Consider the following 25,702-nt stretch of genomic DNA (forward strand, 5'->3'; position numbering starts at 1 on the left):
GACTCAGGGACCGGGAAGGGGACTCAGGGACCGGGGCAGGGACTCAGGGACAGAGGAGACCGACTCAGATGACGCTCTGGGACCACGGATCGGGGTTGCCGAACCGGTGCGCCGTGATCGAGATCGCCTGTTCGCGGAGGAACGGCAGCAGCTCCACCCGTCCCGCCTGCGTGACCGGTCCGCCCCAGATCGCGATCTCGGGGTCGCCGCCGAGCGCCTCTGCGAGTCGCTTCGCAAGCGGCTCACCCTCTGAGGCCTCCGCTCCGGGTTCCGCCTCGGCGACCGTCTCCGGACGCGGACCGACGATCCGCACCCGGGTCGACACCGGCGGCTCATGGCCCAGCTCGCCCGTGTCGATCGACCCGCGGGCCGCCATCCGGGTCAGCCACTGCTCGTCGGTCTCGAGGGAGACGGGGATGCTCAGCTCCGACAGCCAGTCGCGGACTTCGCGCGGCAGCCGCCCGCCGAGACTGACGGTGAAGCGCGACCGCGACCGCACCGCGGCGATGAGGACCCGCAGCGCATCGCCGAGGTCTGCCCCCGACGCGACCCGCACCGCGACCGGAACCGGCCGGTAGCGCAGGAGGTTCCGTTCCACGCCGAGCTGCGAGACGTCCTTCACCTCGCCGAACTCGTTCCCCCACGCGATCGCGTCGCTGAGCGCCGACCGTCGCAGCACGTCGAAGGCTTCGTAGGTGAGCGACGGCTGGGCCGCCTCGATGAGCTTCACGATGCGGGTGTCGAGCCCGCGGAGGTGCAGGCTGCGGCTCGCCGACCCCGGGTCCGGCCGCCACTCGCCGAGCCCGAACAGGTAGTTGGGGCCGCCGGCCTTCGTGCCGGTCCCGACCGACGAGCGCTTCCACCCGCCGAAGGGCTGGCGCTGCACGATCGCACCGGTGATGCCCCGGTTGACGTACAGGTTGCCCGCCTCGACGGTGTCGAGCCATTCCCCGAGATCGACGGGATCGAGGGTGTGCAGGCCCGCGGTCAGTCCGTAGGGGGTCGCGTTCTGCAGGGCGATCGCCTCGGTGAGGTTCGCGGCCTGCATGACACCGAGGACCGGTCCGAAGTACTCGGCCACGTGGAAGGGCGAGCCCGGCTGGACACCGGTGCGGACCCCCGGCGACCAGAGGCGCTCGCTCGGCCGGCCGAAGTTGACCGACGAGTCGTCGAGCAGCTTCGGCTCGACGAGCCACTTCTCGCCGAGGCGCAGCTCCGTCAGCCCTGCGAGGAGCTTCTCACCCGCCGGCTCGACGATCGGCCCCATCTGCGTCCGCGCATCGGACGGCCAGCCGACCCGGAGCGAGCGGACGGCGTCCTCGAGCTGCCGCAGGAAGCGGTCGGATCGTGCCACCGAGCCGACGAGGATCACGAGCGACGCGGCCGAGCACTTCTGCCCGGCGTGCCCGAAGGCGCTCTTCACGATGTCGGCGACGGCGAGGTCGAGATCGGCGCTCGGCGTGACGATGATCGCGTTCTTCCCGCTCGTCTCCGCCAGCAGCGGCAGGTCGGCACGCCACCCACGGAAGAGCTGCGCCGTTTCGAAGGAGCCGGTCAGGATCACGCGGTCGACGGCCGGGTGGGAGACGAGCCGACGACCGAGGTCACCCTCCGCCACGTCGGCGAGCACGAGGAGGTCGCGCGGCACCCCGGCGTCCCAGAGCGCCTCGACGACCACGGCGGCGCACCGCTTGGCCTGTGGCGCGGGCTTGATGATCACACCGCTGCCGGCGGCGAGGGCCGCGAGGACGCCTCCGGCCGGGATGGCGACGGGGAAGTTCCACGGAGGCGTCACGACGGTGAGCGCGGAGGGGACGAAGCTCGCGCCGTGCACGCTCTCGAGCAGGGGCGCGTTGGCCGCGTAGTAGTGCGCGAAGTCGACGGCCTCGCTCACCTCGGGATCGGCCTCGGCGATCGTCTTGCCGGTCTCGCTCGCCATGACCTCGATGAGGTCGGCACGGCGGGAGGCAAGGACCCGAGCTGCAGCGTGCAGGACGGCGGCCCGTTCGGCGGCGGGGCGGGCTCCCCATCGTTCACCGGCGGCGTGGACCATCGTGATCGTGCGTTCGAGGACGCGCGGGTCGTCGATGGCCGCGGCCGCGACGGCTGCGCCACCGAGGGTCGACTGCGGGACGCGCGCCAGGATCGACGCTCCCCACGCGCGGTTCGCCGCGAGTGAGGGGTCGGTGTCGGCGGTGTTCTCGAAGCCCGGGGCGCCGTCGACGACACCACCGCGCTCCGAACGGGAGAAGACCGCCGTCTCGACGTACGCGGAGGACGGGTCGGCATGGAAACGGTCCTGACCGCCGCTCGATCCGCGTTCCAGCCCGAGGACCTGCTGCGTGAGTCCGGCGTCCGGCGCCTGCGCGGGATCACGGAAGCGCTCGTCCCCGTCGTTGTCAGGCAGCGGCGTTTCCGGGGCCTCCGCGGCGCGGTCCTGCGTCCGGTTCGGGGGCGGCACCTGCCCGGCGGTCTCTCCGAGGGCGTCGACCGAAGCGAGGAACCGACGTCGCTCGCGCGCGAACAGGGTCGGCTTCTCGGCGAGCTCGAACACCGCCGACATGAAGTTCTCCTCGCTGGCGTTCTCCTCCAGACGGCGGACGAGGTAGGAGATCGCGACGTCGAACTCCTTCGGGTTCACGACGGGCGTGTACAGCAGCACCGTCCCGACGTCCCGCTTGATGGCCTCGACCTGCCCGGTCGCCATCCCCAGCAGCATCTCGAAGTCCACACGCTCACGCACACCGCGGTCACCCGCGAGGAGCCACGCGTAGGCGATGTCGAAGAGGTTGTGCCCGGCGACCCCGACCCGCACGACGTCCGTGTGCGCCGGCGTGAGCGCCCAGTCGAGCACACGCTTGTAGTTGGTGTCGGTCTCGCGCTTCGATCCCGTCGTCGCGAGCGGCCAGCCGTGGATCGCCGCATCGACCCGCTCCATCGCGAGGTTCGCGCCCTTCACGAGCCGCACCTTGATGGGCGCGCCACCGGCTGCCACGCGCTGCTTCGACCAGGCGGTGAGCTGCATCATCGCCTCGAGGGCGTCGGGGAGGTAGGCCTGGATGACGATGCCGGCCTGGTACTGCAGCAACTGCGGCTGGTCGAGGAGCCGGGTGAAGACCGCGATGGTGAGGTCGAGGTCGCGGTACTCCTCCATGTCGAGGTTGATGAAGGTGCCGGTCGCGAGCCCCTCCTCGTAGAGCGGCACGAGGCGACGGACGATGCGGTCGACGACCTGCTCGAACGACCACATCGAGAGCTGGCTGGCGATCGACGAGACCTTGATGGACACGTAGTCGACGTCGGGGCGCTGCAGGAGCTCGCGGGTGCCGGCGAGCCGTTTGGCCGCCTCACCCTCGCCGAGGACGGCCTCCCCGAGGAGGTTCAGGTTGAGTCGGGACCCGTCGGCGCGCAGCTTCGCGATGGCGTTGCCGAGCTCACGAGGACGGCTGTCGACGATGAGGTGGCCGACCATGCCCCGAAGGACGCGGCGTGCGGCGGGGACGACGACCCAGGGCAGGACCGGACCCACCAGACCGCCCGTGCGGACGGCGGCCTGCTCGTACCAGGGCAGGAACCGCGGTGTCCGGCCGGCGAGGGCGGCGAGGGCGTTCCCGGCGACGAGCGGGTCCTCCGGGCGCATGACGCCGTCGACGAAGCCGACGGTGAATTCGAGACCGTGGGGATCGCGCAGCACCCCGGCGAGCCGCTCGGCAGCGGGATCGGTCGGAGCTTCCGCCCCTTCGTCGACCCATTTCGACGCGAGGGCGATCGCACGATCCGCGAGTCCGACCGGTTCGGTGGGACCCTCGTTCGCAACGTTCGCCATGCTGCTCAGCCTATGCTCCGATCCGCCGATCCCAGTTGAGGCTCGCGAGTAGACGCCTGGCGGCTGGGCGCCCCGGTCGCCGCCCTTCGACAAGCTCAGGGACCGGTGGGCCACGTCATTGATCACCCTCCCCGATCGCCGAGCACCCTCCCCGGTCACTGAGCACCCCACCCCCGGTCACTGAGCACCCCACCCCCGGTCACTGAGCCTGTCGAAGTGCGCCTGCGAATAGGGTGTGGTCATGCATTCCGTCGAGCAGTACGACGCCGTCATCGTCGGCGGCGGGCACAACGGCCTCACCGCCGCCGCCTACCTCGCACGCGCGGGCAAGCGCGTCCTCCTCCTCGAGCGCCTCGACCATACGGGTGGAGCAGCCGTCTCGGAACGCCCGTTCCCCGGCGTGGACGCACGCCTGTCCCGGTACTCGTACCTCGTCAGCCTGCTGCCCCAGCGGATCATCGACGACCTCGGGCTCGACGTCCGGCTCGTCCGCCGCCGCTTCTCGTCGTACACGCCCGACCCCGCGAACCCGGGCACGGGGCTCCTGATCGACAACCGCGACGACGACGCCACGGTCGCGTCGTTCGCGTCGATCGGGCATCAGGAGGACGCCGCGGGTGTCGCCGAACTGCACCGTCGGATCGGCCACCTGGCCTCGGTGCTCTGGCCGACGGTGCTCGAGCCGCTCCGCAGCCGTTCCGATGCGCGTGACGCGGCGATCGCCGCCGCCGCGGACCTCGGGGTGCCGGCAGCGGAGGTCGCGTCGATCTGGTCGGCGGTGTTCGATGAGCCGATCGGCCGTGCCATCGAGGACGCCGCGCGGTCCGACCTCGTCCGCGGTGTCGTCTTCACGGATGCGCTCATCGGCACCTTCGCGCGCGCCGACGACCCGACCTTGCAGCAGAACATCTGCTTCCTCTACCACCTGATCGGCGGCGGGACGGGCGACTGGGATGTCCCGGTCGGCGGCATGGGCGCGGTCACGGACGCACTGCGCCGAGCCGCCGAGGAGGCCGGTGCCGAGATCCGGACGCTCGCCGAGGTGACGTCCATCCAACCGGAGCACGGGCTCGTCGCCTACGTGGACCTCGCCGCGGAGGCGGAGCTCGAGGCGACCGAACCGGTGTCGACGCTGGATCGGTTCCGGCCTCGCCCCGGGGTCGTCGTCCGCGGCGAGTGGATCCTGTCGGGAGCGGCCCCGGCGGTGCTGGAGCGCCTCCTCGACCCGGCGGCGGAGCAACGGGCGGCCGCGGCCGCATTCGCCGCGTGGTCGGCAGCGCGGGGAACGCCGGTGCAGTGGAACGTTGCCGACGCGATCCTCCGCGCGGCGCCAGCGCCGGAGGACGGTGTCCCGCATCCCGAGGGCGCCCAGGTGAAGGTGAACCTGCTGCTGCGGAGACTCCCCGAGCTCCTCGACCCCGCCGTCGATCCGGCGGCGGCCTTCGGCGGCACCTTCCACATCAACGAGGGCTGGGCGCAGCTGCAGCACGCCTATCTCGAGGCGGAGGCCGGCCGGATCCCCGACCCGTTACCGTGCGAGATCTACTGCCACACGCTGAGCGACCCGAGCATCCTCTCGCCGGAGCTGCAGGCTTCGGGGGCGCAGACGCTCACCGTGTTCGGACTCCACGTGCCGCATCGGCTCGCGGTCGCTGCGGACGCGGTCCCGGGCGGCCACGACGCTTTCCGTGACGCCCTCCAGGCTGCTGTGCTGCGATCGTTGGACTCGGTGATCGCGGAGCCCATCGAGGACCTCCTGCTGCTCGACGCTGAGGGGCGACCCTGCGTCGAGACGCGGACGACGCTCGACCTCGAGCGCTCCCTCGCGATGCCGGGCGGGAACATCTTCCACGGCCCGCTGTCGTGGCCGTTCCTCGAGGACGAAGCCCCACAGACGACGGCGGCCGAACGGTGGGGTGTCGCCACGGCTCACCCACGGGTCCTGCTCTGCGGCGCCGGGGCTCGACGCGGTGGCGCAGTCAGCGGACTCGGTGGGCACAACGCCGCGATGGCCGTCCTGGACGCCTGACCCGCACGCCGCAGAACGCGCTGCCGCACTCAGTGGTGGCGGTGGTCCTGGATGGTGATCTTCGGGCCACGGCGCGGCTTGTGGATGCCGCTCCGGCCGATGAGCCGCAGCACCCGCTGCCGGTGACCCGCCCAGGGTGCGAGCAGCTCGAGCATGGCGTCGTCGTCCACGGGAGACCCGGTGAGCGCCTGCCCGACGGAGGCCGCGAGGTGGTAGTCGCCGACACTCACCGCGTCGGGGTCACCGTGCGCTCGGAGCGTCACCTCGGCGGCCGTCCACACGCCGATGCCGGGCAGGCTCTGCAGGCGACGCGATGCGTCGTCGGGGTGCTCGTCGAGCGTCCGCTCGATCGCGGAGGCGAGTCGTGACGACCGCACGACCGTCTCGGAGCGTTGCGGTCCGACACCCGCGGTGTGCCACTCCCAGCTCGGGATCATCCGCCAGATCTCGGCGGACGGCGCCACGACCATGCCCTCAGGGGCCGGCCCGGGCGCGGGGTCGCCATGTCGGCGCACGAGCAGCCGCCACGCACGCCACGCTTCCATCGCAGTCACCTTCTGCTCGAGGATCGACGGCACGAGCATCTCGAACACGAGCCGGTTCCGACTCAACCGGAGCCCCGGGTTCCGCCGGGCTACCTCGGTGAGCAGCGGGCTCCCACTCACGTCGAGTTCCGACCAGTCGTCGTCCCGACCGAGGAGCTCCGGTACGCCGGCGATCATCCACTCGGCGCCCGGACCCCACGCGGCCGCCTCGACCTCACCGTCTCGGACCGTCGAGACGTACAAGGTCACGCCGCCGTGTGGGGTGCGAGCCGTCAGCCAGACCCCGCCAGGCGTGCGGCGGTAGCAGGGGCCGTCGCCTCCCCTGGCGATGAGGCGCAGGGTGCTGTGGACGTCGAGTGGACCCCTCGGACGGTAGACCGTCCGCAGGGGTTCCACCGTGGCGGGCGCCGGTGCGATCGGACACCCGACCGCCTCCACCGATGACGGCGAGGGAGTGGCGATCGATGCGGAGGCGGGCATGCTGGTCACCCTACGTGGTGACCACCGACATCCGCCGAGACCGACGCCGGTCGGGGCTCGCGAGGAGCCCTCGACCGTCGTCGGCTCGCGCAGGTGTCTAGCGCACAAGACGGAAGTCGTAGCCGGCTTGATCCACGAACGCATCGTTCACGCGTTGCTCCACGCGGCCGCCCTGGTACCGGCCCGGCAGGTAGTCGCTGCTCCACTGGACGGTCCAATCGCCGGAGCTGTTCGCCGTCCCCGTCCCGAGGCGCGTACCCCAGAGACCGATGATCTCGATCTCGGCGAACGGTGTCGCCCTCCCCGTGAAGACCGGACGCGTGCCGGTGAGGGTGTCACCGATCTTCGGTGACGTCACCGTCAGCGGCGAGGCGACCGTGAAGTCGTAGGCGACGCGATGCGTCTCGATACCGCCGACGACCTGCCGGACGCTTCCTCCGGCATATCGCGCCGGCAACAGCGACTTGTTCCAGGTGATGGACCAGCTCCCGCTCGCCGCGACGGCGTCGGTCGTGCCCACGAGATCACCCCAGGCACTCCAGATCTCGAGCCTCGCGCCAGGCTGGGCCTTCCCGCTGAACACGGGGACGGACGACGCGACCACGCCGCCGGTCGAGGGCGCCTGGACGACGAGTGGCGCGACTGCAGCTGCGGCACGAACGGTGAAGTCATAGGGCACGCGCGACTGCTCCGCCCCGTCGATCTCCTGGCGAACCGACCCGCCGCTGTAACGCCCAGGGATGAGCGTCTTGTTCAGCGTCGCCGTCCAGAGGTGGTCCTCGCCGACCGTCGCCGATCCGATCTCCGTGCCCCAGGCGCCGATCACCCTGATCATCGCGCCGGGCTCACCGCGACCGGAGAACACCGGCACCGGCGTCTCGACGACCTCGCCGATGGCGGGTGAGCCGAGGGTGACGTCCTCGATCGGCCCCGGCTCGGGAGCCGGCTCGCGGTAGGTGAAGCGGAGCGGAGCAGTGGTCCGCTGTCCGTCGAACACCTGCGTGGCGGTCGCGGTGTAGGCCCGCTGCTCGAGCGTCCGCAGCGACCGTTGGTTCCAGGCGCCGGTTTCGTCCACCTCGACCTCGACGAGGATCGCGCCCGTGAGATCGTCGACGACGGTCACTGTGGCACCGGGCTCCCCGAGACCGGAGAACACCGGCCGTGGGACGTCGATCGTCGCGTCGAGCGCAGGGGCCTCCACCGTCACCGCGGTGACGGCACGGTAGGTGACCGACCAGTTCGCCGTCGACTCGTCGGACAGCTGACGGATCGTCCCCGACTGCGCACCGGCAGCGAGATCGCGCGTTGGAACCGCGGTCCACCCACCGTCTGAGCGGACGGCCGTCGTCCCGAGTAGGAGGCCCGCGCGGTCGAGGATCTCGATCGTCGCGTCGGGTGTGCCGCGTCCGCCGAACTCGGGCCGTGGGTCGCGCACGATCGCTCCGGGCGCCGGGGTCTCCAGCGAGACCGGCTCCGCCACCGGGACTGGGTCGACACCTTCAGGCAGCACTCGGTCGGCGTCCGTGGCGACCCCGAGGCCACCGACGGCCAGGCGACCGTCGAACTGGCGCAGGAAACCACCGGCACCGCTGTTGGAGACGAGCCCGAACCCACCCACGCGGCCGTTCTCGAAGGCCTCCCAGGCCCACTGCTGCGCGGTGGATCCGTTGCAGACGGCCGGGTAGACGTACTTGTAGGCCTGCGACGGATCAGGCTGGAGGCATCGCGTGACGCCCCCGGCCGCAGTCGTGATCGGCCCTGAGGCATCGGCTGACGGGAAGGTCCAGCGTTCAGCGGTTGCCAACGCCTCGCGGAGGGTGGTGTGCGTCGTCGTGCGGACCGGGTTCAGCAGGTCCGTCGCAGTGCCGACCGCGAAGTACGATCCGGAACCGGACGGGAACGCCTGGCCGACGAATCGACCCTGCACCGCGGCCGCGGTGGGCTGGTGACCTGCTGGTGTCGCTGTGGCGGACACGGCCGGACCGCTGAGCAGACTCGCCGTGATGCCGACCAGGCTCAGGACGGAGACGGGGATGGAGAGCTTCATAGGCGTGAGGCGACCTTTCGCAAGGGCACGCGCGGGTCGGCTCAGACGAGGCGACCGGGCGTACCGGTGAGCGTTCGAGACGAACTCGGTCAGCCTACAAGTATTCCAGTTGCTTAATCCAGTATGTCGACCGGCTGATTCCGGTCACCAGTCGCTGGGTGCCGGCGCCTTCGTGGGCGGGAGCGCGACGTCGCGAGCCCACTGCGCCTGCCACGCCGGCAGGTCGGCCGGCGGTGGCCCGGTGAGCTCGAGGAGCTCCGCCAGTGGAACCACCCCACCCGCTCGCTTCAGGAAGCGTCCACGGACGAGTGCTTGCGTGTAGATCTCGCCGTCGACGACGACCCGGTGCTCGATGAACACCCCTTTGTCGTCGTGGCCGGTCACGCGGGTCTCGACGGTGAAGCGCTGCCAGGGCTGCAGGGACTTGCGGAAGGTGATGCTCTCGCTGGACACCACGGGATACCAGCCGAGACGCTTGAACCGATCCCAGAGTCCGTTCCGGATGAGGAGGTCGAACCGGCCGAGGTCGAAGATCGACAGGTACACGCCGTTGTTCATGTGACCGAGCACGTCGAGGTCGGTGGGCAGGACGCGGAGCCCGATCCGACCGACGTCCCAGACACCCGGGCGTTCACCGCGGCGGGCTCGACGGCGGGACTGCAACAGCACTGCGATGGTGCGGAAGATGAGGTGCACGGATGCGACCGTATCCCGCCGATGCAGGGTCGTGCAGCCCCGTTGTCATGACTCGACAACGCTCGGGTCGCGGGACACCCGGTCATCTGTGGCGTCCGACACACGCGGCCGTATCCCGCAGGCTCACTCAGCAGCGACGGTGTTGCCCTCCCCGGCGTCGGTGACGACCGGCGTCGAAGACGTCGCGGCCTTGTTGCCGTTGGCCCCCTCGACGAACACGATGGTGTCGACGGTCGCGACGTTCACGAGCGTGATGGAGCTGTTGAACGTGAGGTTCACGACCGCTCCCGTCACCGTGACGACACTGTTCGAGGCCTCCACGACCACGTCGGCGCAGTCGCCGTCGATGGTCACGTTCGAGCTGTCGTCGACGATGGTCGCCGTACCGTCGACGCACTCGCCGGAGACGTCGGGGATCGCGTACTCCGATCCGGCGGCATCGTCGGCCGGCGTAGACGACGCCGAGGGAGCGCTGCCCTTCGGTGACGGGTCCGAGCCGGTGCACCCGGCGAGGGCGACGACGGCGAGGCTTGCGACGGCGATGGTGGTGAGCTGCTTGTTGCGCATGGGACTCCTTCAGGATGCGGGCCGGGGCGGTGACGGGAGGACGACGCGAGGATCAGTGGGCGAGCGTGAAGTCGTACCCGGTCGATCCGATGACCTTTCCCCCGACCGCCTCCGTCACCGTGCCGCCGAAGTAGCGGGCCGGCTGATAGTCGTGCCGCCAGGTGATGGTCCAGTCGCCGGTCCGTGCATCGGCGGTCGTGGAACCGAGGTCGGTGCCCCATGCACCCGTGATCTGCACCCGCGCGCCCGGGTTCGCCGTACCGGTGAACACCGGCCGCGTGCCCGTGATCGTGTCGCCGATCTTGGGCGACGTCACGACGAGCCGCGGCTGCACGATCGTGAAATCGTAGACGAAGGCGTGCGTCGGCACTCCGTTCACGAACTGCTTCACGGTGCCACCGGCGTACCGGCTCGGGAGCAGGCTCTTGTTCCACGTGATCGACCAGTCGCCGCTCGCGTCGACCCGCTCCACCGCGCCGAGGACATCGCCCCACGCGCCACGGATCTCGACGCGCGACCCCGGCTCGCCGGTCCCACGGAACACTGGGGTCGTCTCAGTGATCGTCTCGCCGCGCCTCGGCGACTCGACCACCAGGGGGGCGATCGGCTCGTCCGGTGCTCGGACGATGTTCGCCGTGAAGTCGGCGATCGTGACGCGGGAGGAACCGTAGGTGACCTTGCCGCCGGTCGCCTCGCCGATGGGAGCATCGTCGTTCGCCCGCAGCGTGAACCTCAGCGTGGTCGTGCCGACCGGCAAGGTGCCCCCGATGCCCAAGCCGTCGAGCGTGAAGGCCGGGTTGTCGACCGCGGTGATCCGCGTGTTCGCCGGGTGGTAGACGTCGATACGCTGGCCACCGGCATCGGCGTTGAAGGTCGCCTCCACCTCCACGGACTGACCGGGGGTGAGCGTCGGTGTGGGGATCGAGGCGCCGGGCGCGAGCGGCGCGGGCACCGTGAAGTCGAAACGCACCTGGACATCCGAACCGGTCCCGCTCTGGGTCGCGGTTCCCGTGTAGCGGCCTGGCGCGAGCTGGATCGACGGGACCGACCACGATGTCGAGTCCGCAGGCACACTGGTGCTGGCGAGTTCGACCTGCGCATCCGTGCGGATCGAGACGGAAGTCCCCGACTGGCCGACCCCGCTGAACGTCGGTGTCGGGGTGTCGACCGTGGCGCCGATCGCCGGGGTACGGAGTTCGAACGGCGCGATCGGCGCCAGCTGCGACTCCACGACGACATCGGCGAGCGCGTTCATCGTGAGCTCGACGAAGGCGTCGGAGTCGGCCCCGCCCAACGAGTACGCGCTCGACACCGGGTACAGCGCGTAGCCGGAGACCCACTTGTTCGAGACGTACCGCCACTCGAAGGCCTGCGACGGCGAGCCCGTGCACGTCCGCGCTGCGACGAGCGCCCGGTGGGCGTCGCCCGTGGGCGCCAGACAGAGCGATGAGGACGTCCCCGTGCCGGTGATCGGCCCGGCCGCACCGACGGCAGGGAGGGAGTACGTTCCCGCGAGCGACGCGGCTCCGCCCACCGAGGACGAGTACAGCCGCTGGACGTTGCGACCCGACTCCGGCGAGGAGAGCCCGACGTACGCCGAGGATCCGCTGGACCGGTTCTGCAGGACGAGCTTGCCGATGACCCTCGAGGTGCCTGCCGACGGGGCCACGGCGCCCGGCGCACCGGGGACATCCCCGGTGCCGAACGCGTCACCGGGTCCGTCGTCGTGCTCCTGCGGGTCCGCGATGGACCCGACGGACGGAGCCGCGGACGCCGGGGCAGGGAGTCCCACCGCGGTGAGGAGGATGGTCGCAGCGGCCAGGGCCGAGACCGTGGATCGTAGGAGCAGGGAGCGCGGAGCGCGGATCAGAGCAGTCACGAGGATCGAGGCTACTCATCTGGAATATCGCCGTGGGGTCTACCGCCGAATCTGTGGAGAACTCGCCCTTCAGTCGGTCGGCACGTGCCGCTCGTCGGGCCCGACGTACTCGGACAGCGGACGGATGAGCGCGTTCGACGCCAGCTGCTCGGCGATGTGCGCCGTCCACCCGACGATCCGAGCGGCGACGAACAGCGGCGTGAACGTGGCCGTGTCGAACCCGATCAGGTTGTACGCCGGGCCCGAGGGGTAGTCGAGGTTCGGCTTGATGTCCTTCCGCGCGACCATGTCCGCTTCGAGCGTCGTGTACAGCTCGAGGATCTCAGGCTTGCCGTAGTGCTCGGCGAGCCGCTCCAACGCCTTGAGCATCGTCGGCACGCGCGAGTCGCCGTTCTTGTAGACCCGATGTCCGAAGCCCATGATCTTGCGCTTCTCGGCGAGCGCCGCGTCGAGCCACGCGCTGGCCTGGTCAGCCGTCCCGATCTCGTCGAAGACGTGCATGACGGCCTCGTTCGCCCCACCGTGCAAGGCACCCTTGAGCGCGCCGATCGCGCCGGTGACCGCGGAGTAGAGGTCGCTGAGGGTCGAGGTGATGACCCGAGCGGTGAACGTCGACGCGTTGAACGAGTGCTCGGCGTAGAGGATCATCGAGACGTCGAACGCGTCGACGACGACCGGATCCGCCTCCTCGCCGAAGGTCATGAAGAGGAAGTTGGCGCTGTAGCCGAGGTCGTCGCGCGGCGGGACGAGCTCGAGGCCGTGGCGGCGGCGCTGGTCGTAGGCGACGATCGCGGGCAGCTTCGCGTACAGGCTCGCGGCCTTCACCGCGTTGGCCTCGGGGGTGTTCGTCTCGGCGGTCGAGTCGTTCGCGCCGATCACGCTGACGGCCGTCCGGAGGGCGTCCATCGGGTGGCTCGTGGTCGGGAGGAGGTCGATGGCGGCCTTGACGTTGTCGTCGAGCGCGCGCTGACTCCGCTCCGACGCCGTGAACTCCGCGAGTTCGGCGTCCGTGGGCAGTTCACCGTTCCAGAGCAGGTACGCGACCTGCTCGAAGCTGCAGTGCTCGGCGAGTTCCTGGACGGGATATCCGCGGTAGAGCAGCGAGTTCGTCTCCGGGTTCACCTTCGAGACGCTCGTCACGTCGACGACGACGCCGGCGAGACCCTTCTTGATGTCGCTGGTCGCTTCGGTCATGCGTTGCTCCTTTGCGGTGGCTCCGGTCACTGAGCCTGTCGAAGTGTCTTGGTCGAGCCTGGCACCCGCGACACCCCTCGACAAGCTCGGGGAGCGGAGACCCAGGTGGTGTTCACCGGTGCGGGGACGCCTACCGGTCGATGGTGAAGTTGAAGACCGAGGTGTCGAAGCGGTTGTAGCCCTCGTAGTCGATCAGTTCGTAGAGGTCGGCACGGTGCTGCATCTCACCGAGCTTGCGCGTGAGCGAGCCCTCGTCGTTCAGCGTGTCGAGCGCGCGACCCGCGGCGCCCATCGCGATACGGAGGAGCGACACCGGCCAGATGACGATGTTCACGCCCACATCGGCGAGCTGCTGACTCGTGAACAGCTCGCTCTTGCCGAACTCCGTCATGTTGGCGAGGATCGGCACGTCGACCGCGTCGCGGACGGCGGCGAACTCCTCGAGCGACCGCATCGCCTCGGGGAAGATCGCGTCGGCTCCGGCGTCGACGAGCTGCTTGGCCCGGTCGATCGCGGCGTCGAGCCCGTCGACGGCGGCGATGTCCGTGCGCGCCATGATGAGCAGGTTCGCATCGCGCCGGGCGTCGACGGCTGCACGGATCCGGCCGAGCGCGGTGGAGGTGTCGACGACCTGCTTGCCGTCGAGGTGGCCGCAGCGCTTCGGGTTGACCTGGTCCTCGATGTGGAGGCCGGCGAGCCCGGCGTCCTCGATCTCCTGGACGGTGCGCGCGACGTTCATCGGCTCCCCGAAGCCGGTGTCGGCGTCGACGATCGCGGGCAGCTCGGTCATCCGGGCGATCTGCTTGGCGCGACCGGCGACCTCGGTGAGGGTCGTCAGTCCGATGTCGGGCAGCCCGAGGTCGGCGGAGAGCACCGCGCCGGAGATGTAGACGCCGTCGAAGCCCTTCTGCTCGATGAGCCTCGCCGAGAGCGGGTTGAACGCGCCCGGGAAGCGCAGCAGCTCACCGGTGGCGAGTCGCTCGCGGAACAGCCGGCGCTTCTCGGCCGGCGTGGTCTCGCTGTACAGCATCAGCACAGTCCCTTCGGGAGGTCGGCCGGCATCAGAACAGGCCGGTCGGGTGGGGTGCCGAGGCGAGGACCCCGGAGGCGGCCTGGATGCTCAGCTGCTTGACCTCGTCGACGTCGAGTTCCGGGACGCGTTCGGCGAGCGCGAGGAACCGCTCGATCTCCGCCGCATCCAGGACGTCGGCGGCGAGCGTGCGGAACTTGTGGACGTAGTCGGCGCGCGCGAACGGCCGGGCGCCGAGCGGGTGCGCGTCGGCGACGGCGATCTCGTCGACGATGGTCGACCCGTCCGTGAGCGTGATCTCGATGCGCCCGCCGAACGCCTGTTCGGCCGGGTCCAGCGAGTGGTAGCGGCGCGTCCACTCCGCGTCCTCCGCCGTCGAGATCCGGTGCCACAGCTCGACGGTGTCGGCGCGGGTGGCGCGCTCGGGGCGGTAGGAGTCGACGTGGTGCCACGCGCCGTCCTGCAGCGCCACCGCGACGATGTAGGGGATGGAGTGGTCGAGCGTCTCGCGCGACGCCGTCGGGTCGTACTTCTGCGGGTCGTTCGCGCCGGAGCCGATGACGTAGTGCGTGTGGTGCGAGGTGTGGAGGACGATGCGGTCCACCTGCGGTCCCTGCCCTTCGACAAGCTCAGGATCCGCGTGTCGAAGGGCGAACAGGTCAGGGTGCTCGTGGTGCAGCTTGCGGGCGAGGTCGATCCACGCCTGCGCCTGGTACTCCGCCGAGTGCTCCTTCGTGAAGGAGTCGAGGATCGCGAGCTTCGGCTCACCCGCGCCGGGCAACGGGACGTCGTACGAGGCGTCGGGGCCGTCGAGCAGCCAGGCGACCACGCCGTCCTCGCCCTCGTAGATCGGCGACGGGCTGGTCTCGCCGCGCATCGCCCGGTCGACGGCCTCGACCGCCATCTTGCCGGCGAACGCGGGAGCGTGTGCCTTCCAGGTGGAGATCTCGCCCTTGCGCGACTGGCGGGTGGCCGTCGTGGTGTGGAGCGCCTGGCCGATCGCCTGGTGGATGGTGGCCTGATCGAGGCCGAGCATCGTGCCGATGCCGGCCGCGGCGCTCGGGCCGAGGTGTGCGACGTGGTCGATCTTGTGTCGGTGCAGGCTGATCGCCTTCGCGAGGTCGATCTGGATCTCGTACCCGGTCGCGATCCCGCGGACGAGGTCGGCGCCCGTGCAGCCGACGTGCTGCGCCACCGCGACGATGGGCGGGATGTTGTCGCCCGGGTGCGAGTACTCGGCGGCGAGGAAGGTGTCGTGGAAGTCGAGCTCGCGCACGGCGACGCCGTTGGCCCAGGCCGCCCATTCCGGGGAGACGCGGCGGGCGAGGTCGGGCCCGAACACCGTGGCACCGTCGCCGCCGGTGCTGACGGGGTGGCTGAGCGCCTGGGCGCGAGCCGAGGAGACGGGCCGGCGCGTGAGCGAGGCGGCTGCGACGGCGGCGTTGTCGATCACCCGGTTGATGATCACGTCGACGACCTCGGGCGTCACCTCCACCGGATCGGTCGCGACGCGGGCGAGCTGCCAGGCGAGCTGTCCTTCGCGGGCGAGGTTCTCGTCGCTGCGGTGGACGCGCAGGTGGTGCTGGATCACGGGTGTTCCTTTCGGGTGCGGCCCGTCCGAGTGTGCTGCGGGGCGTCGCATCCTCCAGCCTACGCCCGCGGGTCCGTCGCGCCGCAGCAGGAGAACCGCCCGGGAACAGGACATTTCGCGTGGAACGGTCCTGCTGTCGCGCCGTTCTCCTGGCGCCGTGGCATACCAGTCTCGTTCTCCGCATCCACCCAGCCCGCGTACAGCGCGCATACGGCGGCCATGGCCAGAGTGACACCCGTACCGAGGAACCGAAGGAGACGACCGTGCCGATGCACACCCCTGGGGCGCCACAGACCCTGCACCTGTTCGGCGACGTGGTCCGAGCCGAGGCGCTCCACTACACCGAACTGTTCGCGGAGAAGCCGTTCGTGCCGGCCCTGCTGCTGTACTGCTCGAACGGCGCGTACCGCATCCTGTCGCCGGGCGAGGACCACCCCGGCAGTTACGTCGCCGAGGGGCCGCTGTCCGCGGAGCGCCTACGCGTGAACTTCATCTCATGGCCGTCCGACGACTGGAACCGGAACGTCGCCTTCCACGTACTCGACTTCGACCGGACGACCGGAGGGTTCACCCAGCGGCTGCGGCTCCCGGGCGATCCCGAGCCGAAGCACCAGACCGGCCGCCACGCCGAGGTCACCGACCTCGGCGACTGGGACGCGGACACGACGTGGCAGACGGCCAAGCCGCTCCTCCACGAGACCTTCGAGGCACTCGCCCGCGGCTGACGGAGCGAGCGGTGGGCCGAGCGAGCGGTGGACCGAGCGAGCGGCTGGCCGTCACCGGACGGGACGAAGCACCGTGTCCGGACGACCGCCGACGGTCGGGGTCAGGCGGCGAGCAGCTGCGGGTCGGCCGTCGGGCGCAGCGGGGTGATCGTCGCGTCGGCGAGCGCGTCCTCGGCCAGCGGCAGCTCGACGACGATCCGAGCCGCCGCGGTCTCGAAGCGGTCCGCGATGTCGAACATCAGCGCGTCGAGGCGGGTGCGGAGCGCGTCGGCGATGGTCACCACCACTTCGGAGGAGGCGTCCTTCCGGCCGCGTTCGATCTCCGACAGGTAGGGCGTCGAGACGGCTGCAGCGGTCGCGACGTCCTGCAGGGTGCGCCCCTGTTCGAGTCGACGCGTGCGCAGGGCCGCGCCGAGGGCTTCGCGGTACAACATGGCGACTCCTTCCGGCTGCGGACGCGGGCTCCATGACCGCGTGCTCTCACTGTAGGTGCGGCTCGGCCAGGCTCGGGGAGCACACGTTCTGCCGTCAGCGGACAGCGCGGGCCCGCCGCTACAGGAAGATGTCGGGGTAGAGCTCCGACTCGTCGACGCCCGGTGAGTACTTCGCGAGGTCGGTGACCCCGGCCTCCGCGAGGACGTCCTCCACGATGAGCGACCGACCCGTGAACTCACGCGCCGACGCCGTCAGGACCTCGTAGGCCGCGTCGGCGTAGATCTCCGGGGTGCGACTCTTCGCCAGGAGGGCCTCGCCGCCGAGGATGTTGCCGACCGCCGCCGTCTTGATCGTCGTCTTCGGCCAGAGCGTGTTCGCGGCGATGCCGTCGCGTCCGAACTCGGCCGCGAGACCGAGCGTCACCATCGACATGCCGTACTTCGCGAGCGTGTAGCCGGTGTGCGCGCCGAGCCACTTCGGGTCGAGGTTGAGCGGCGGGGACAGCGACAGGATGTGCGGGTTCTCCGCGTCCTTCAGCATGGGGATGGCCGCCCGCGACAGCATGAACGTGCCACGCACGTTCACGTCCTGCATGAGGTCGTACCGTTTCGCGTCGAGGTCGAGGGTGCGCGCGAGGCTGATGACGCTCGCGTTGTTGACGACGATGTCGATGCCGCCGAACTCACCGGCGGTCTCGAACACGGCCCGCGTGATGTCGTCGTCGTTCCGGACGTCGCCGAGGATCGGGAGCGCCTGCCCACCGGCTTCGCGAATCGCGTCAGCTGCGGTGTGGATCGTCCCCTCGAGGCGGGGATCGGGGGTGTCGGTCTTGGCGAGGATCGCGACGTTCGCGCCGTCGCGGGCCGCACGCAGGGCGATCGCGAGGCCGATGCCGCGGCTCCCGCCCGACATGAGGATGGTCTTGCCGGCGAGGGTGGTCATGCGGTGGGCTCCTTCGGGGTGGTGGTGGTCGACGCGGCGGCGCGCTTCGCCGACGCGGCGGCGAACGCTGCGACGCGCGCGACCGACTCGGGCGTCTCGATCGCCGCGCCGATCGTGCGGGCTTCGTCGTCGAGGGCGTCCTGATAGCCGCGGCCGACGCTCTCGCGCAGCAGCCGCCGCGCCTGGCCGAACGCGGCCGTGGCTCCGGCCAACCAGAACGCGGCCACCTCGCGGGCGCGGGTGTCGAGCTGCTCGGCGGGGACCACCTCGGTCACGAGCCCCCAGTCGAGCGCCTCCTCGGCGCTCAGCATCCGCGGGCCGAGGGTGAGCTCGAGCGCCCGACGCATGCCGACCGCCTCGGGCAGCAGCGTGCTCACGCCGCAGTCCGGCGTGAGGCCGATGTCGGCGTACTTGCTCACGAACTTCGCCCGGTCGGACGCGATGATCACGTCGGCGACGAGCATGAACCCCAGTCCGCCGCCGGCGACGGCGCCCTGGACGGCGGCGACGATCGGCTTCGCGACCGACTGCAGCGTCCGGTGGCCCTCGTGGATGATGTCGGCGAGTTCGGTGACGAAGGCGCCCGTCGATCCCGCGCTGCCGTCACCCATCCGCGACATCGCGAGGACGTCGCCGCCCGCGCAGAACGCGGGACCGTTGGCGTCGAACAGGACCGCCCGGACGTCGTCGCGCTCCGCGATCTCGAGGGCGAGGTCGCGCCAGCGTCTGGCCGCGCGGTCGTCGATCGCGTTGAGGCTCGTGGGCCGGTTGAGCGTGAGGTGCGCGAGGCCGTCGCTCACCTCGAAGAGGATGGTGTCGTCGCTGGTCACGGAGTGGCTCCCTGGTCGGTGGTGGTTCGGCGCGGGCACGTGCCCGCTCTCGTGGCACTGCTTGCAAGGCGTGGCCGGCGCGCCGGCACGTGCCGCAGCCGCCCGGTTCCGGTCATTTCGGCGCCATCCGGATCGCCCCGTCGAGGCGGATCGTCTCACCGTTGAGGTAGCCGTTCTCGACGATGTGCAGGGCGAGCGCGGCGTACTCGTCGGGACGGCCCAGGCGGGCCGGGTACGGCACCTGGTGCCCGAGCGACTCCTGCGCCGCCTCGGGCAGCCCGGCGAGCATGGGCGTCTCCATGATGCCGGGCGCGATCGTCACGACCCGGATCCCGAAACGCGCCAACTCGCGGGCGATCGGCAGCGTCATCGAGTGCACCGCGCCCTTGGATGCGGCGTAGGCGGGCTGGCCGATCTGTCCGTCGAAGGCGGCGACGGACGCGGTGTTGATGATGACGCCGCGGTCCCCGGCGCCGTCGACGGGATCACCGTCCGGATCGTTGTGCTGCATCGCGTCGGCGGTCAGCCGGATGACGTTGAAGGTGCCGAGGACGTTGACGCGCAGGACGCGTTCGAAGGCGCCGAGGTCCGCCGGACCGTCGCGGCCGAGCACCTTCGCCGGTGGCGCGATACCGGCGCAGTTCAGGACGACCCGCAGCGGGCCACGCGACACCGCCGCTTCGACCGCCGCCTGCACCTGCTCGCCGTCGGTGACGTCGGCGGGCACGAAGGTGGCGAACCCGCCGAGCTCCTCGGCCCGCTCCGCCCCGGGTGAACCGGGGAGGTCGACGAGCACGACGCGCGCGCCGGCGCCGGCCAGCCGCGTCGCGGTCGCGAATCCGAGTCCCGAGGCGCCGCCGGTGACGATCGCCGAACTCCCGGTCACATCCATGTCGTGGTTCCCTTCACCTGGTGGGCGCGCCCATCAGAGGCGCTCGATGATCGTCGCGTTGGCCATACCGCCGCCCTCGCACATCGTCTGCAGACCGTAGCGGCCGCCGGTCGCCTCGAGCTGGCCGAGGAGGGTGGCGAGGAGCTTCGTCCCGGAGGCGCCGAGCGGGTGCCCGAGGGCGATCGCCCCGCCACGCGGGTTGAGCCGGTCGTCGTCCACCCCGAACTCGCGTTGCCACGCGAGCGGAACGGACGCGAACGCCTCGTTGACCTCGAACGCGTCGATGTCGTCGACACGGAGCCCGCTGCGCTCGAGGATGCGGCGGGTGGCGGGGAGGATGCCGGTGAGCATCTCGATCGGGTCGCTCCCGACCGCGGCGAAGGAGACGAAGCGCGCACGCGGCGTCAGGCCCAGCTCGAGCGCCCGGACCTCGCTCATGATGAGCGCAGCGGAGGCGCCGTCGGTGAGCGGTGAGGCGTTCCCCGGGGTGATCCGCCAGGCGATCTCGGGGAACCGGGCCGCGAGCCGGTCGTCGCGGAAGACGGCGGGTAGTCCGGCGAGCGCCTCGGGGGTCGTCCCGGCACGGACCGTCTCATCGGTCGTGACGACGGAGCCGTCGGGGAGGGTGACGGCGACGACCTCGCCGTCGAACCCGCCGGACGCCCAGGTCGCGGCGGCGCGCTCGTGGGAGCGGGCGGCGAAGGCGTCGAGCTCGTCGCGGCTGAGGTTCCAGCGGGCGGCGATGAGTTCGGCGGAGACACCCTGGCCGACGAGGCCATCGGGGAAGCGGGCTCGGAGGGCGGAGCCGAAGGGGTCCGCCCCCTGCACGTTGGACCCCATCGGCGCTCGACTCATCGACTCGACACCGCAGGCGATGACGACGTCGTTGCCGGCCGACATGACGCTCTGCGCGGCGAAGGTGGTGGCCTGCTGGCTGGAGCCGCACTGCCGGTCGATGGTGGTGCCGGGCGTCTCCTGCGGGAGGCCTGCGGCGAGCGCCGCATTCCGCGCGATGTTCTGCCCCTGCTCTCCGGACTGGGTGACGCAGCCGGCGTAGACGTCCTCGACGACCGCGGGATCGATGCCGGTCCGCTCCACGAGCGCACGGATCGTGCCGGCCAGTAGGTCGGTCGGGTGCACGGCGTTCAGCGCACCGCCCGGTTTGCCCCGGCCGGACGGAGTCCGGATCGCGTCGACGATCACTGCAGTACGCATAGCCATCTCCTTCGAGGTCTGCGTCCACCCTAGGCCTGGCGCCTGCGCGGACGGCGGCGGTTGTGGCCCTTCGACAAGCGAGGGACCGGAACGTCCGTGTCCGCTGGACCGGCCCGACGATCCGCGGTCGGCGCCACGTACGATTGAGCGGTGGCCGACCCGAAGATCCTCCTGTACTACGCGTTCGCTCCCCTGGCGGACCCGGAGGCGATCCGGCTGTGGCAGCGCGACCTCTGCGAGTCACTCGGTCTCCGTGGTCGCATCCTCATCTCGAAGGACGGCATCAACGGCACCGTCGGTGGCGAGCTCGACGCCTGCAAGCTCTACGTCCGGAAGACGAAGGAGCACCCCGCGTTCCGCGACCTCGACGTGAAGTGGAGCGACGGCTCGGGCTTCGACGAGGACGACCCCGTGCGAACGGCCAGGCACCGACCCGCGCCCTGGCGTCGGAGCAGCGACTTCCCGAAGCTCAGCGTGAAGGTGCGCGAGGAGATCGTGTCCTTCGGCGCCCCCGGTGAGCTCGTGGTCGACGAACGCGGCGTCACCGGCGGCGGGGTGCACCTGCAGCCGACGGAACTGCACGAGCTCGTCGCGGAGCGTGGCGACGACGTCGTGTTCTTCGACGGTCGGAACGCGTTCGAGGCCGAGATCGGGCGGTTCGCCGGCGCGGTCGTCCCCGACGTCGCGACCACCCGGGACTTCGTCGCCGAACTCGACAGCGGCAAGTACGATCACCTCAAGGACAAGCCGGTCGTCACCTACTGCACGGGCGGCATCCGCTGTGAGGTGCTCTCGGGACTCATGCGATCGCGAGGGTTCGGCGAGGTGTACCAGCTCGACGGCGGCATCGTCCGGTACGGCGAGCAGTTCGGCGACGACGGCCTGTGGGAGGGGTCCCTGTACGTGTTCGACAAGCGGGGCTCGCTCGAGTTCAGTGATCACGCGTCCGTCATCGGGCACTGCGTCGTCTGCGACGCGTCGACGAAGCACCTGCAGAACTGCGCCGACCCCTCCTGCAAGACGCAGCTGGTCGTGTGCGAGGCGCACGCGGACGGGCCAGACGGCGGCCCGCGATGCGCCGTGCACACCGGGGCCGACGCCTCCACCGATGCTCGCACCGGCCAGCCCGCCTGAGTCGCCACCGTCATGACCGCCCACTTCCGCCTCCGCACCGAGCTCGCCGGGACGATGCAGCAGGCCTTCGACCTCTCGCGGTCGATCGACGCCCACCTCGGTTCGATGGCGGACACCGGTGAACGGGCGGTCGGCGGCGTGACCTCCGGCCTCATCGGCCTCGGTGAGACCGTCACCTGGCGGGCGAGGCACTTCGGTGTGCCGTGGACGATGACGAGTCGGATCACCGCGTTCGAGGAACCCCACCGGTTCACCGACGAGCAGGTGTCCGGTCCGTTCCGGGCGTTCCGCCACGTCCACCTCTTCGAACCGCTCGAGCGCCCGATGGGGACGGCGCGGACCATCATGCTCGACGACGTCACGTTCTCGGCGCCGTTCGGTCCGCTCGGCGTCGTGGCCGAACACGTCGCGCTCACCCGGCACCTGCGACGGCTCATCGAGTCGCGGAACCGGTGGTTGGCTGTGGCACTTCGACAGGCTCAGTGACCGACGCACCCATCCGGTCCCTGAGCCTGTCGAAGGGCGGCGGTCCGGTCCCTGAGCCTGTCGAAGGGCGGATACCTCGACATCGAGACAACCCGACACTCGTCGTGCCGTGCCCTGACCGCGCACATCCGCCCCTGCCAAGATGGAGCCATGGGTGCTCGCACGAAGTCGAAACTGGCCATCATCGGGGCGGGGAGCGTCGGTTCGTCCCTCGCCTACGCCTCGCTCATCCGCGGCAGCGCCCGGAGGGTGGCGCTCTACGACATCGACGGCAAGCGGGCCTCGGCCGAGGTCCTCGACCTCGCTCACGGGACGCAGTTCACCGGGTCCAGCAGCATCACGGGCGGTGACGACATCTCGGTCGTCGCCGATGCGGACGTCGTCGTGATCACGGCCGGCGCGAAGCAGGAGCCCGGCCAGACCCGACTCGACCTCGCGGGCACGAACATCCGCATCCTCGAGCAGCTGCTCCCGAAACTCGTCGAGCAGGCGCCGGACGCCGTCTACATGCTCGTCACGAACCCGTGCGACGTCCTCACCGTCGCCGCCCAGCAGATCACGGGGCTGCCGCGCGAACGCGTCTTCTCCTCCGGCACCGTCCTCGACACCTCCCGGCTGCGCTGGTTGCTGGCTGAGCGTGCCGGTGTCGCGACCTCGGCGGTGCACGCGCTCATCGTCGGCGAGCACGGTGACAGCGAACTGCCGCTGTGGTCGCAGGCGACCATCGGCCCCGTCCCGATCCTCGACTGGGAACTGCCCGACGGCTCGCGGTTCACGGAGCAGCAGCTCGACGAGATCGCGACCGACGTCCGGACGGCCGCCTATCGCGTCATCGAGGGCAAGGGCGCGACGAACTACGCGATCGGGCTCTCCGGTGCACGCATCGTCGAGGCCATCCTCGGCGACGAGCACGCGATCCTGCCGGTGAGCACCGTGCTCGACGGATACCACGGCGTCAGCGGGGTCGCCCTGTCGGTGCCGAGCATCGTCGACCGTTCGGGCGTCCGCTCGGTCGTCGAGGTCGCGATGTCGCCGCGTGAGGAGCAGCAGTTCGCCGACTCGGCCGCCGCCGTCCGGGCGTCGCTCGACTCGCTCGGGCTGTAGCGCAGGCCCTCCCCGACCCGTTCCCTCTCCTGCTTCCCCAACTCAGGAGCGCCCCGGCGTGTCGGAGTAACCGCCCGGCGTGTCACCGCGACACGCCATGCGCACTCCTGAGTTGGGTCGGTTCGGTACCGATGTCCGGAGTTGCCGGGATCTCCCCCGAGCGGCCGGTGCGCAACCGGTGTCGGCCCCGATAGCGTTGCAGGACGAGGCGCGGATCCGGCCGCGCCCCTGGGGAGGCACCGGATGACCGCTGGCGTGACGATCGAGTTCGACGGACTCTCGAAATCCTTCGGGGCGGTGCAGGCGGTCGACGACCTGACGTTCCACGTGGAACCGGGCAAGGTCACCGGCTTCCTCGGCCCGAACGGCGCCGGGAAGACGACGACCCTGCGCATGCTGCTCGGCCTCGTGCAACCGACGTCGGGGAGGGCGACCTTCGGCGGTGTCCCGTACTCCAAGCTGCCGGTCCCAGCAGCGACCGTCGGCGCGGCTCTCGAGGCGGCGAGCTTCGTCCCCGGCCGCACCGCCCGCAACCACCTGCGCGTGCACGCCTCGGCAGCGCGTCTGCCGGCGAGCCGGGTGGACGTCGTGCTCGCGCAGGTCGGGCTGCTCGAGGTCGCGGACCGACGCGTCGCCGGGTACTCGCTCGGCATGCGACAACGGCTCGGCCTCGCGACCGCGCTCCTCGGCGACCCCGGTGTGCTCGTCCTCGACGAACCGATCAACGGGCTCGACCCCGAGGGGATCAAGTGGATCCGCGGCTTCCTCACCGCGCTCGCGGCCGAGGGTCGGACCGTCCTCATCAGCTCGCACCTCCTCAGTGAGGTGCAGCAGTCCGTCGACGAGGTCGTGATCATCGCGAAGGGGCGGCTCGCCCACGTGGGCACGCTCGCGAGCCTCGACGCCGCCGACACCCTCCGCGTCGTCGTGAACTCCCCGGAGCACGAGCGGCTCGCCACGGCGCTGACCGCCGCGGGGTACACCTTCGACCAGGCCCGCGCCGGGCTCGTCGTGCACGATGTGGAGGCGATCGACATCGGCCGGGTCGCGCTCGCCGCCGGCATTCCGCTCAGCGCGTTGTCGCGGCATCGATCAGGGCTCGAGGATTCGTTCCTCGCGCTCGTCAGTGGTGGGGAGGACCGCGCATGACCTCACTTCTGGCAGCCATCCGCTCCGAGTTCCTCAAGGTGTTCACCACCCGCGTGTGGTGGGGACTCGCGCTCATCCTGTTCGTGTACGTCGGTTTCGCCGCCGCCGGGGCGGCGCTCCTCTTCGCCAACATCCCGGGCGCGGCCGAGTCCAGCGGGGCCGGGGCGCAGGCGACGAGCGAGATGCTCACCCAACCCGGTCTCATCTACGGCTTCGCGACGAGCATCGGGTACGTCTTCCCCGTCCTGCTCGGTGCCCTCGCCACGACCGGCGAGTTCCGGCATCAGAGCCTCACGCCGACGTTCCTCGCGAACCCGAACCGCGGCCACGTCCTCGTCGGCAAGGTCCTGGCGCTGACCGGGGTCGGCGCGCTGTACGGCGTGATCGCACTGGCGGCGTCCGTCGGTCTCGGCGGCGGCGCCCTGGCGATCAGCGGCATCGATCCGATGCTGGCCGACCCCGACACCTGGGCGCTCATCGGCCGGGCGGTGCTCGCGATGGCCCTGTGGGGTGCGATCGGCGTCGGTCTCGGGGCGGTGCTGCCGAGCCAGGTGGGCGCGATCATCGTCGTGCTGGCCTTCACGCAGTTCGTCGAGCCGCTGCTGCGCCTCGCCTCCTCGTTCTCGGAGGTCACCGCGTCCATCGGCCGATTCCTGCCGGGTGCTGCGACGGACGCCCTCGTCGGGCCGAGCTTCTACTCGTTGATGTCGGCCCAGCAGGACGCGCTGACCTGGTGGCAGGGCGGACTCGTCCTCCTCTGCATCGGGGTCGTCGTCGCGCTCATCGGCTACGCCACGACCTGGCGCCGCGACGTCACCTAGGCACGCTGCGCGCGATGGCTCAAGCCAGGCAGCCCCTCGGCGGGGAGGCGTAGGCTCGTCCGACAGCCACCGACCGGTCACCGCA

21 protein-coding genes are annotated in these 25,702 nt (G+C 70.8%); 7 read left to right on the forward strand and 14 right to left on the reverse strand.

Annotated features, from left to right (window positions below):
* Positions 1 to 64: 64 nt before the first annotated feature.
* Positions 65 to 3,826: a proline dehydrogenase family protein gene (locus B9Y95_RS19285; RefSeq protein WP_085514278.1), complete on the reverse strand. Its 3,762-nt coding sequence runs from the start codon at positions 3,824 to 3,826 to the stop codon at positions 65 to 67.
* A 241-nt stretch (positions 3,827 to 4,067) separates the two neighbouring features.
* Here B9Y95_RS19285 and B9Y95_RS19290 point away from each other — a divergent pair, with 241 nt between their 5' ends.
* Entirely contained in the window at positions 4,068 to 5,855 is a 1,788-nt protein-coding gene (locus B9Y95_RS19290; RefSeq protein ID WP_085514353.1) for a phytoene desaturase family protein, read from the forward strand.
* A gap of 29 nt (positions 5,856 to 5,884) precedes the next feature.
* On the opposite strand, the gene B9Y95_RS19295 is transcribed toward B9Y95_RS19290, so the two are convergent.
* From B9Y95_RS19295 to B9Y95_RS19330, 8 genes are all read right to left on the reverse strand, one after another.
* Entirely contained in the window at positions 5,885 to 6,880 is a 996-nt protein-coding gene (locus B9Y95_RS19295; protein WP_234994179.1) for a DNA-3-methyladenine glycosylase family protein, read from the reverse strand.
* Positions 6,881 to 6,977: 97 nt separating this feature from the next.
* Positions 6,978 to 8,927, reverse strand: a complete 1,950-nt coding sequence (locus B9Y95_RS19300; protein WP_085514279.1) for a hypothetical protein — start codon at positions 8,925 to 8,927, stop codon at positions 6,978 to 6,980.
* 144 nt (positions 8,928 to 9,071) lie between these two features.
* A complete protein-coding gene (locus tag B9Y95_RS19305; RefSeq protein WP_085514280.1) occupies positions 9,072 to 9,623 on the reverse strand; it encodes an acyl-CoA thioesterase in 552 nt (183 codons plus the stop codon).
* A gap of 123 nt (positions 9,624 to 9,746) precedes the next feature.
* The gene (locus B9Y95_RS19310) at positions 9,747 to 10,190 is read right to left on the reverse strand and encodes a hypothetical protein (RefSeq protein WP_085514281.1); all 444 of its coding nucleotides are present in this window, start codon (positions 10,188 to 10,190) and stop codon (positions 9,747 to 9,749) included.
* A gap of 52 nt (positions 10,191 to 10,242) precedes the next feature.
* The gene (locus B9Y95_RS19315; protein WP_085514282.1) at positions 10,243 to 12,069 is read right to left on the reverse strand and encodes a hypothetical protein; all 1,827 of its coding nucleotides are present in this window, start codon (positions 12,067 to 12,069) and stop codon (positions 10,243 to 10,245) included.
* Positions 12,070 to 12,138: 69 nt separating this feature from the next.
* On the reverse strand, positions 12,139 to 13,263 hold the full coding sequence (locus tag B9Y95_RS19320) for a bifunctional 2-methylcitrate synthase/citrate synthase (RefSeq protein WP_085514283.1): 1,125 nt from the start codon (positions 13,261 to 13,263) through the stop codon (positions 12,139 to 12,141).
* Between the two features lie 130 nt (positions 13,264 to 13,393).
* Positions 13,394 to 14,293, reverse strand: coding sequence for a methylisocitrate lyase (prpB, locus tag B9Y95_RS19325; protein ID WP_085514355.1), 900 nt, complete (start codon positions 14,291 to 14,293; stop codon positions 13,394 to 13,396).
* Positions 14,294 to 14,324: 31 nt separating this feature from the next.
* Positions 14,325 to 15,884: an MmgE/PrpD family protein gene (locus B9Y95_RS19330; RefSeq protein WP_234994180.1), complete on the reverse strand. Its 1,560-nt coding sequence runs from the start codon at positions 15,882 to 15,884 to the stop codon at positions 14,325 to 14,327.
* Positions 15,885 to 16,147: 263 nt separating this feature from the next.
* Here B9Y95_RS19330 and B9Y95_RS19335 point away from each other — a divergent pair, with 263 nt between their 5' ends.
* On the forward strand, positions 16,148 to 16,609 hold the full coding sequence (locus tag B9Y95_RS19335) for a hypothetical protein (RefSeq protein WP_123539665.1): 462 nt from the start codon (positions 16,148 to 16,150) through the stop codon (positions 16,607 to 16,609).
* Positions 16,610 to 16,710: 101 nt separating this feature from the next.
* Here the strand turns inward: B9Y95_RS19335 and B9Y95_RS19340 are convergent, their stop codons facing one another.
* The 5 genes from B9Y95_RS19340 to B9Y95_RS19360 all read right to left on the reverse strand — a co-directional run bounded on the left by B9Y95_RS19340 (position 16,711) and on the right by B9Y95_RS19360 (position 20,923).
* A complete protein-coding gene (locus B9Y95_RS19340; RefSeq protein WP_085514286.1) occupies positions 16,711 to 17,043 on the reverse strand; it encodes a helix-turn-helix domain-containing protein in 333 nt (110 codons plus the stop codon).
* 118 nt (positions 17,044 to 17,161) lie between these two features.
* Positions 17,162 to 17,986 carry an SDR family oxidoreductase gene (locus tag B9Y95_RS19345; protein ID WP_085514287.1) on the reverse strand — a complete coding sequence of 275 codons (825 nt, stop codon included), beginning with the start codon at positions 17,984 to 17,986 and terminating at the stop codon, positions 17,162 to 17,164.
* A complete protein-coding gene (locus B9Y95_RS19350; protein WP_085514288.1) occupies positions 17,983 to 18,816 on the reverse strand; it encodes an enoyl-CoA hydratase/isomerase family protein in 834 nt (277 codons plus the stop codon). The genes B9Y95_RS19345 and B9Y95_RS19350 overlap by 4 nt, the downstream gene beginning before the upstream one ends.
* A 112-nt stretch (positions 18,817 to 18,928) precedes the next feature.
* Positions 18,929 to 19,708, reverse strand: a complete 780-nt coding sequence (locus tag B9Y95_RS19355; RefSeq protein ID WP_085514289.1) for a 3-hydroxyacyl-CoA dehydrogenase — start codon at positions 19,706 to 19,708, stop codon at positions 18,929 to 18,931.
* 33 nt (positions 19,709 to 19,741) lie between these two features.
* A complete protein-coding gene (locus B9Y95_RS19360; RefSeq protein WP_200811449.1) occupies positions 19,742 to 20,923 on the reverse strand; it encodes a thiolase family protein in 1,182 nt (393 codons plus the stop codon).
* A gap of 150 nt (positions 20,924 to 21,073) precedes the next feature.
* On the opposite strand from B9Y95_RS19360, the gene trhO reads away from it, so the two are divergent.
* The 5 genes from trhO (at position 21,074) to B9Y95_RS19385 (ending at position 25,617) form a co-directional block, all read left to right on the forward strand.
* Positions 21,074 to 22,057: an oxygen-dependent tRNA uridine(34) hydroxylase TrhO gene (gene trhO / locus B9Y95_RS19365; RefSeq protein WP_085514291.1), complete on the forward strand. Its 984-nt coding sequence runs from the start codon at positions 21,074 to 21,076 to the stop codon at positions 22,055 to 22,057.
* Between the two features lie 12 nt (positions 22,058 to 22,069).
* On the forward strand, positions 22,070 to 22,543 hold the full coding sequence (locus B9Y95_RS19370) for an SRPBCC family protein (RefSeq protein WP_085514292.1): 474 nt from the start codon (positions 22,070 to 22,072) through the stop codon (positions 22,541 to 22,543).
* A 150-nt stretch (positions 22,544 to 22,693) separates the two neighbouring features.
* Positions 22,694 to 23,647 (forward strand): L-lactate dehydrogenase, encoded by a 954-nt coding sequence (locus tag B9Y95_RS19375; RefSeq protein WP_085514293.1) that lies wholly within the window; start codon positions 22,694 to 22,696, stop codon positions 23,645 to 23,647.
* Positions 23,648 to 23,890: 243 nt separating this feature from the next.
* On the forward strand, positions 23,891 to 24,796 hold the full coding sequence (locus B9Y95_RS19380) for an ATP-binding cassette domain-containing protein (RefSeq protein ID WP_085514294.1): 906 nt from the start codon (positions 23,891 to 23,893) through the stop codon (positions 24,794 to 24,796).
* Complete coding sequence (locus B9Y95_RS19385; protein WP_085514295.1) at positions 24,793 to 25,617, forward strand: ABC transporter permease subunit; 825 nt, start codon at positions 24,793 to 24,795, stop codon at positions 25,615 to 25,617. Before B9Y95_RS19380 ends, B9Y95_RS19385 begins: the two co-directional genes overlap by 4 nt.
* The last annotated feature ends 85 nt before the right edge of the window (positions 25,618 to 25,702 follow it).

The sequence above is a fragment of the Plantibacter flavus genome (assembly GCF_900177615.1).
GTDB classification, from domain to species: Bacteria; Actinomycetota; Actinomycetes; order Actinomycetales; family Microbacteriaceae; genus Plantibacter; species Plantibacter flavus.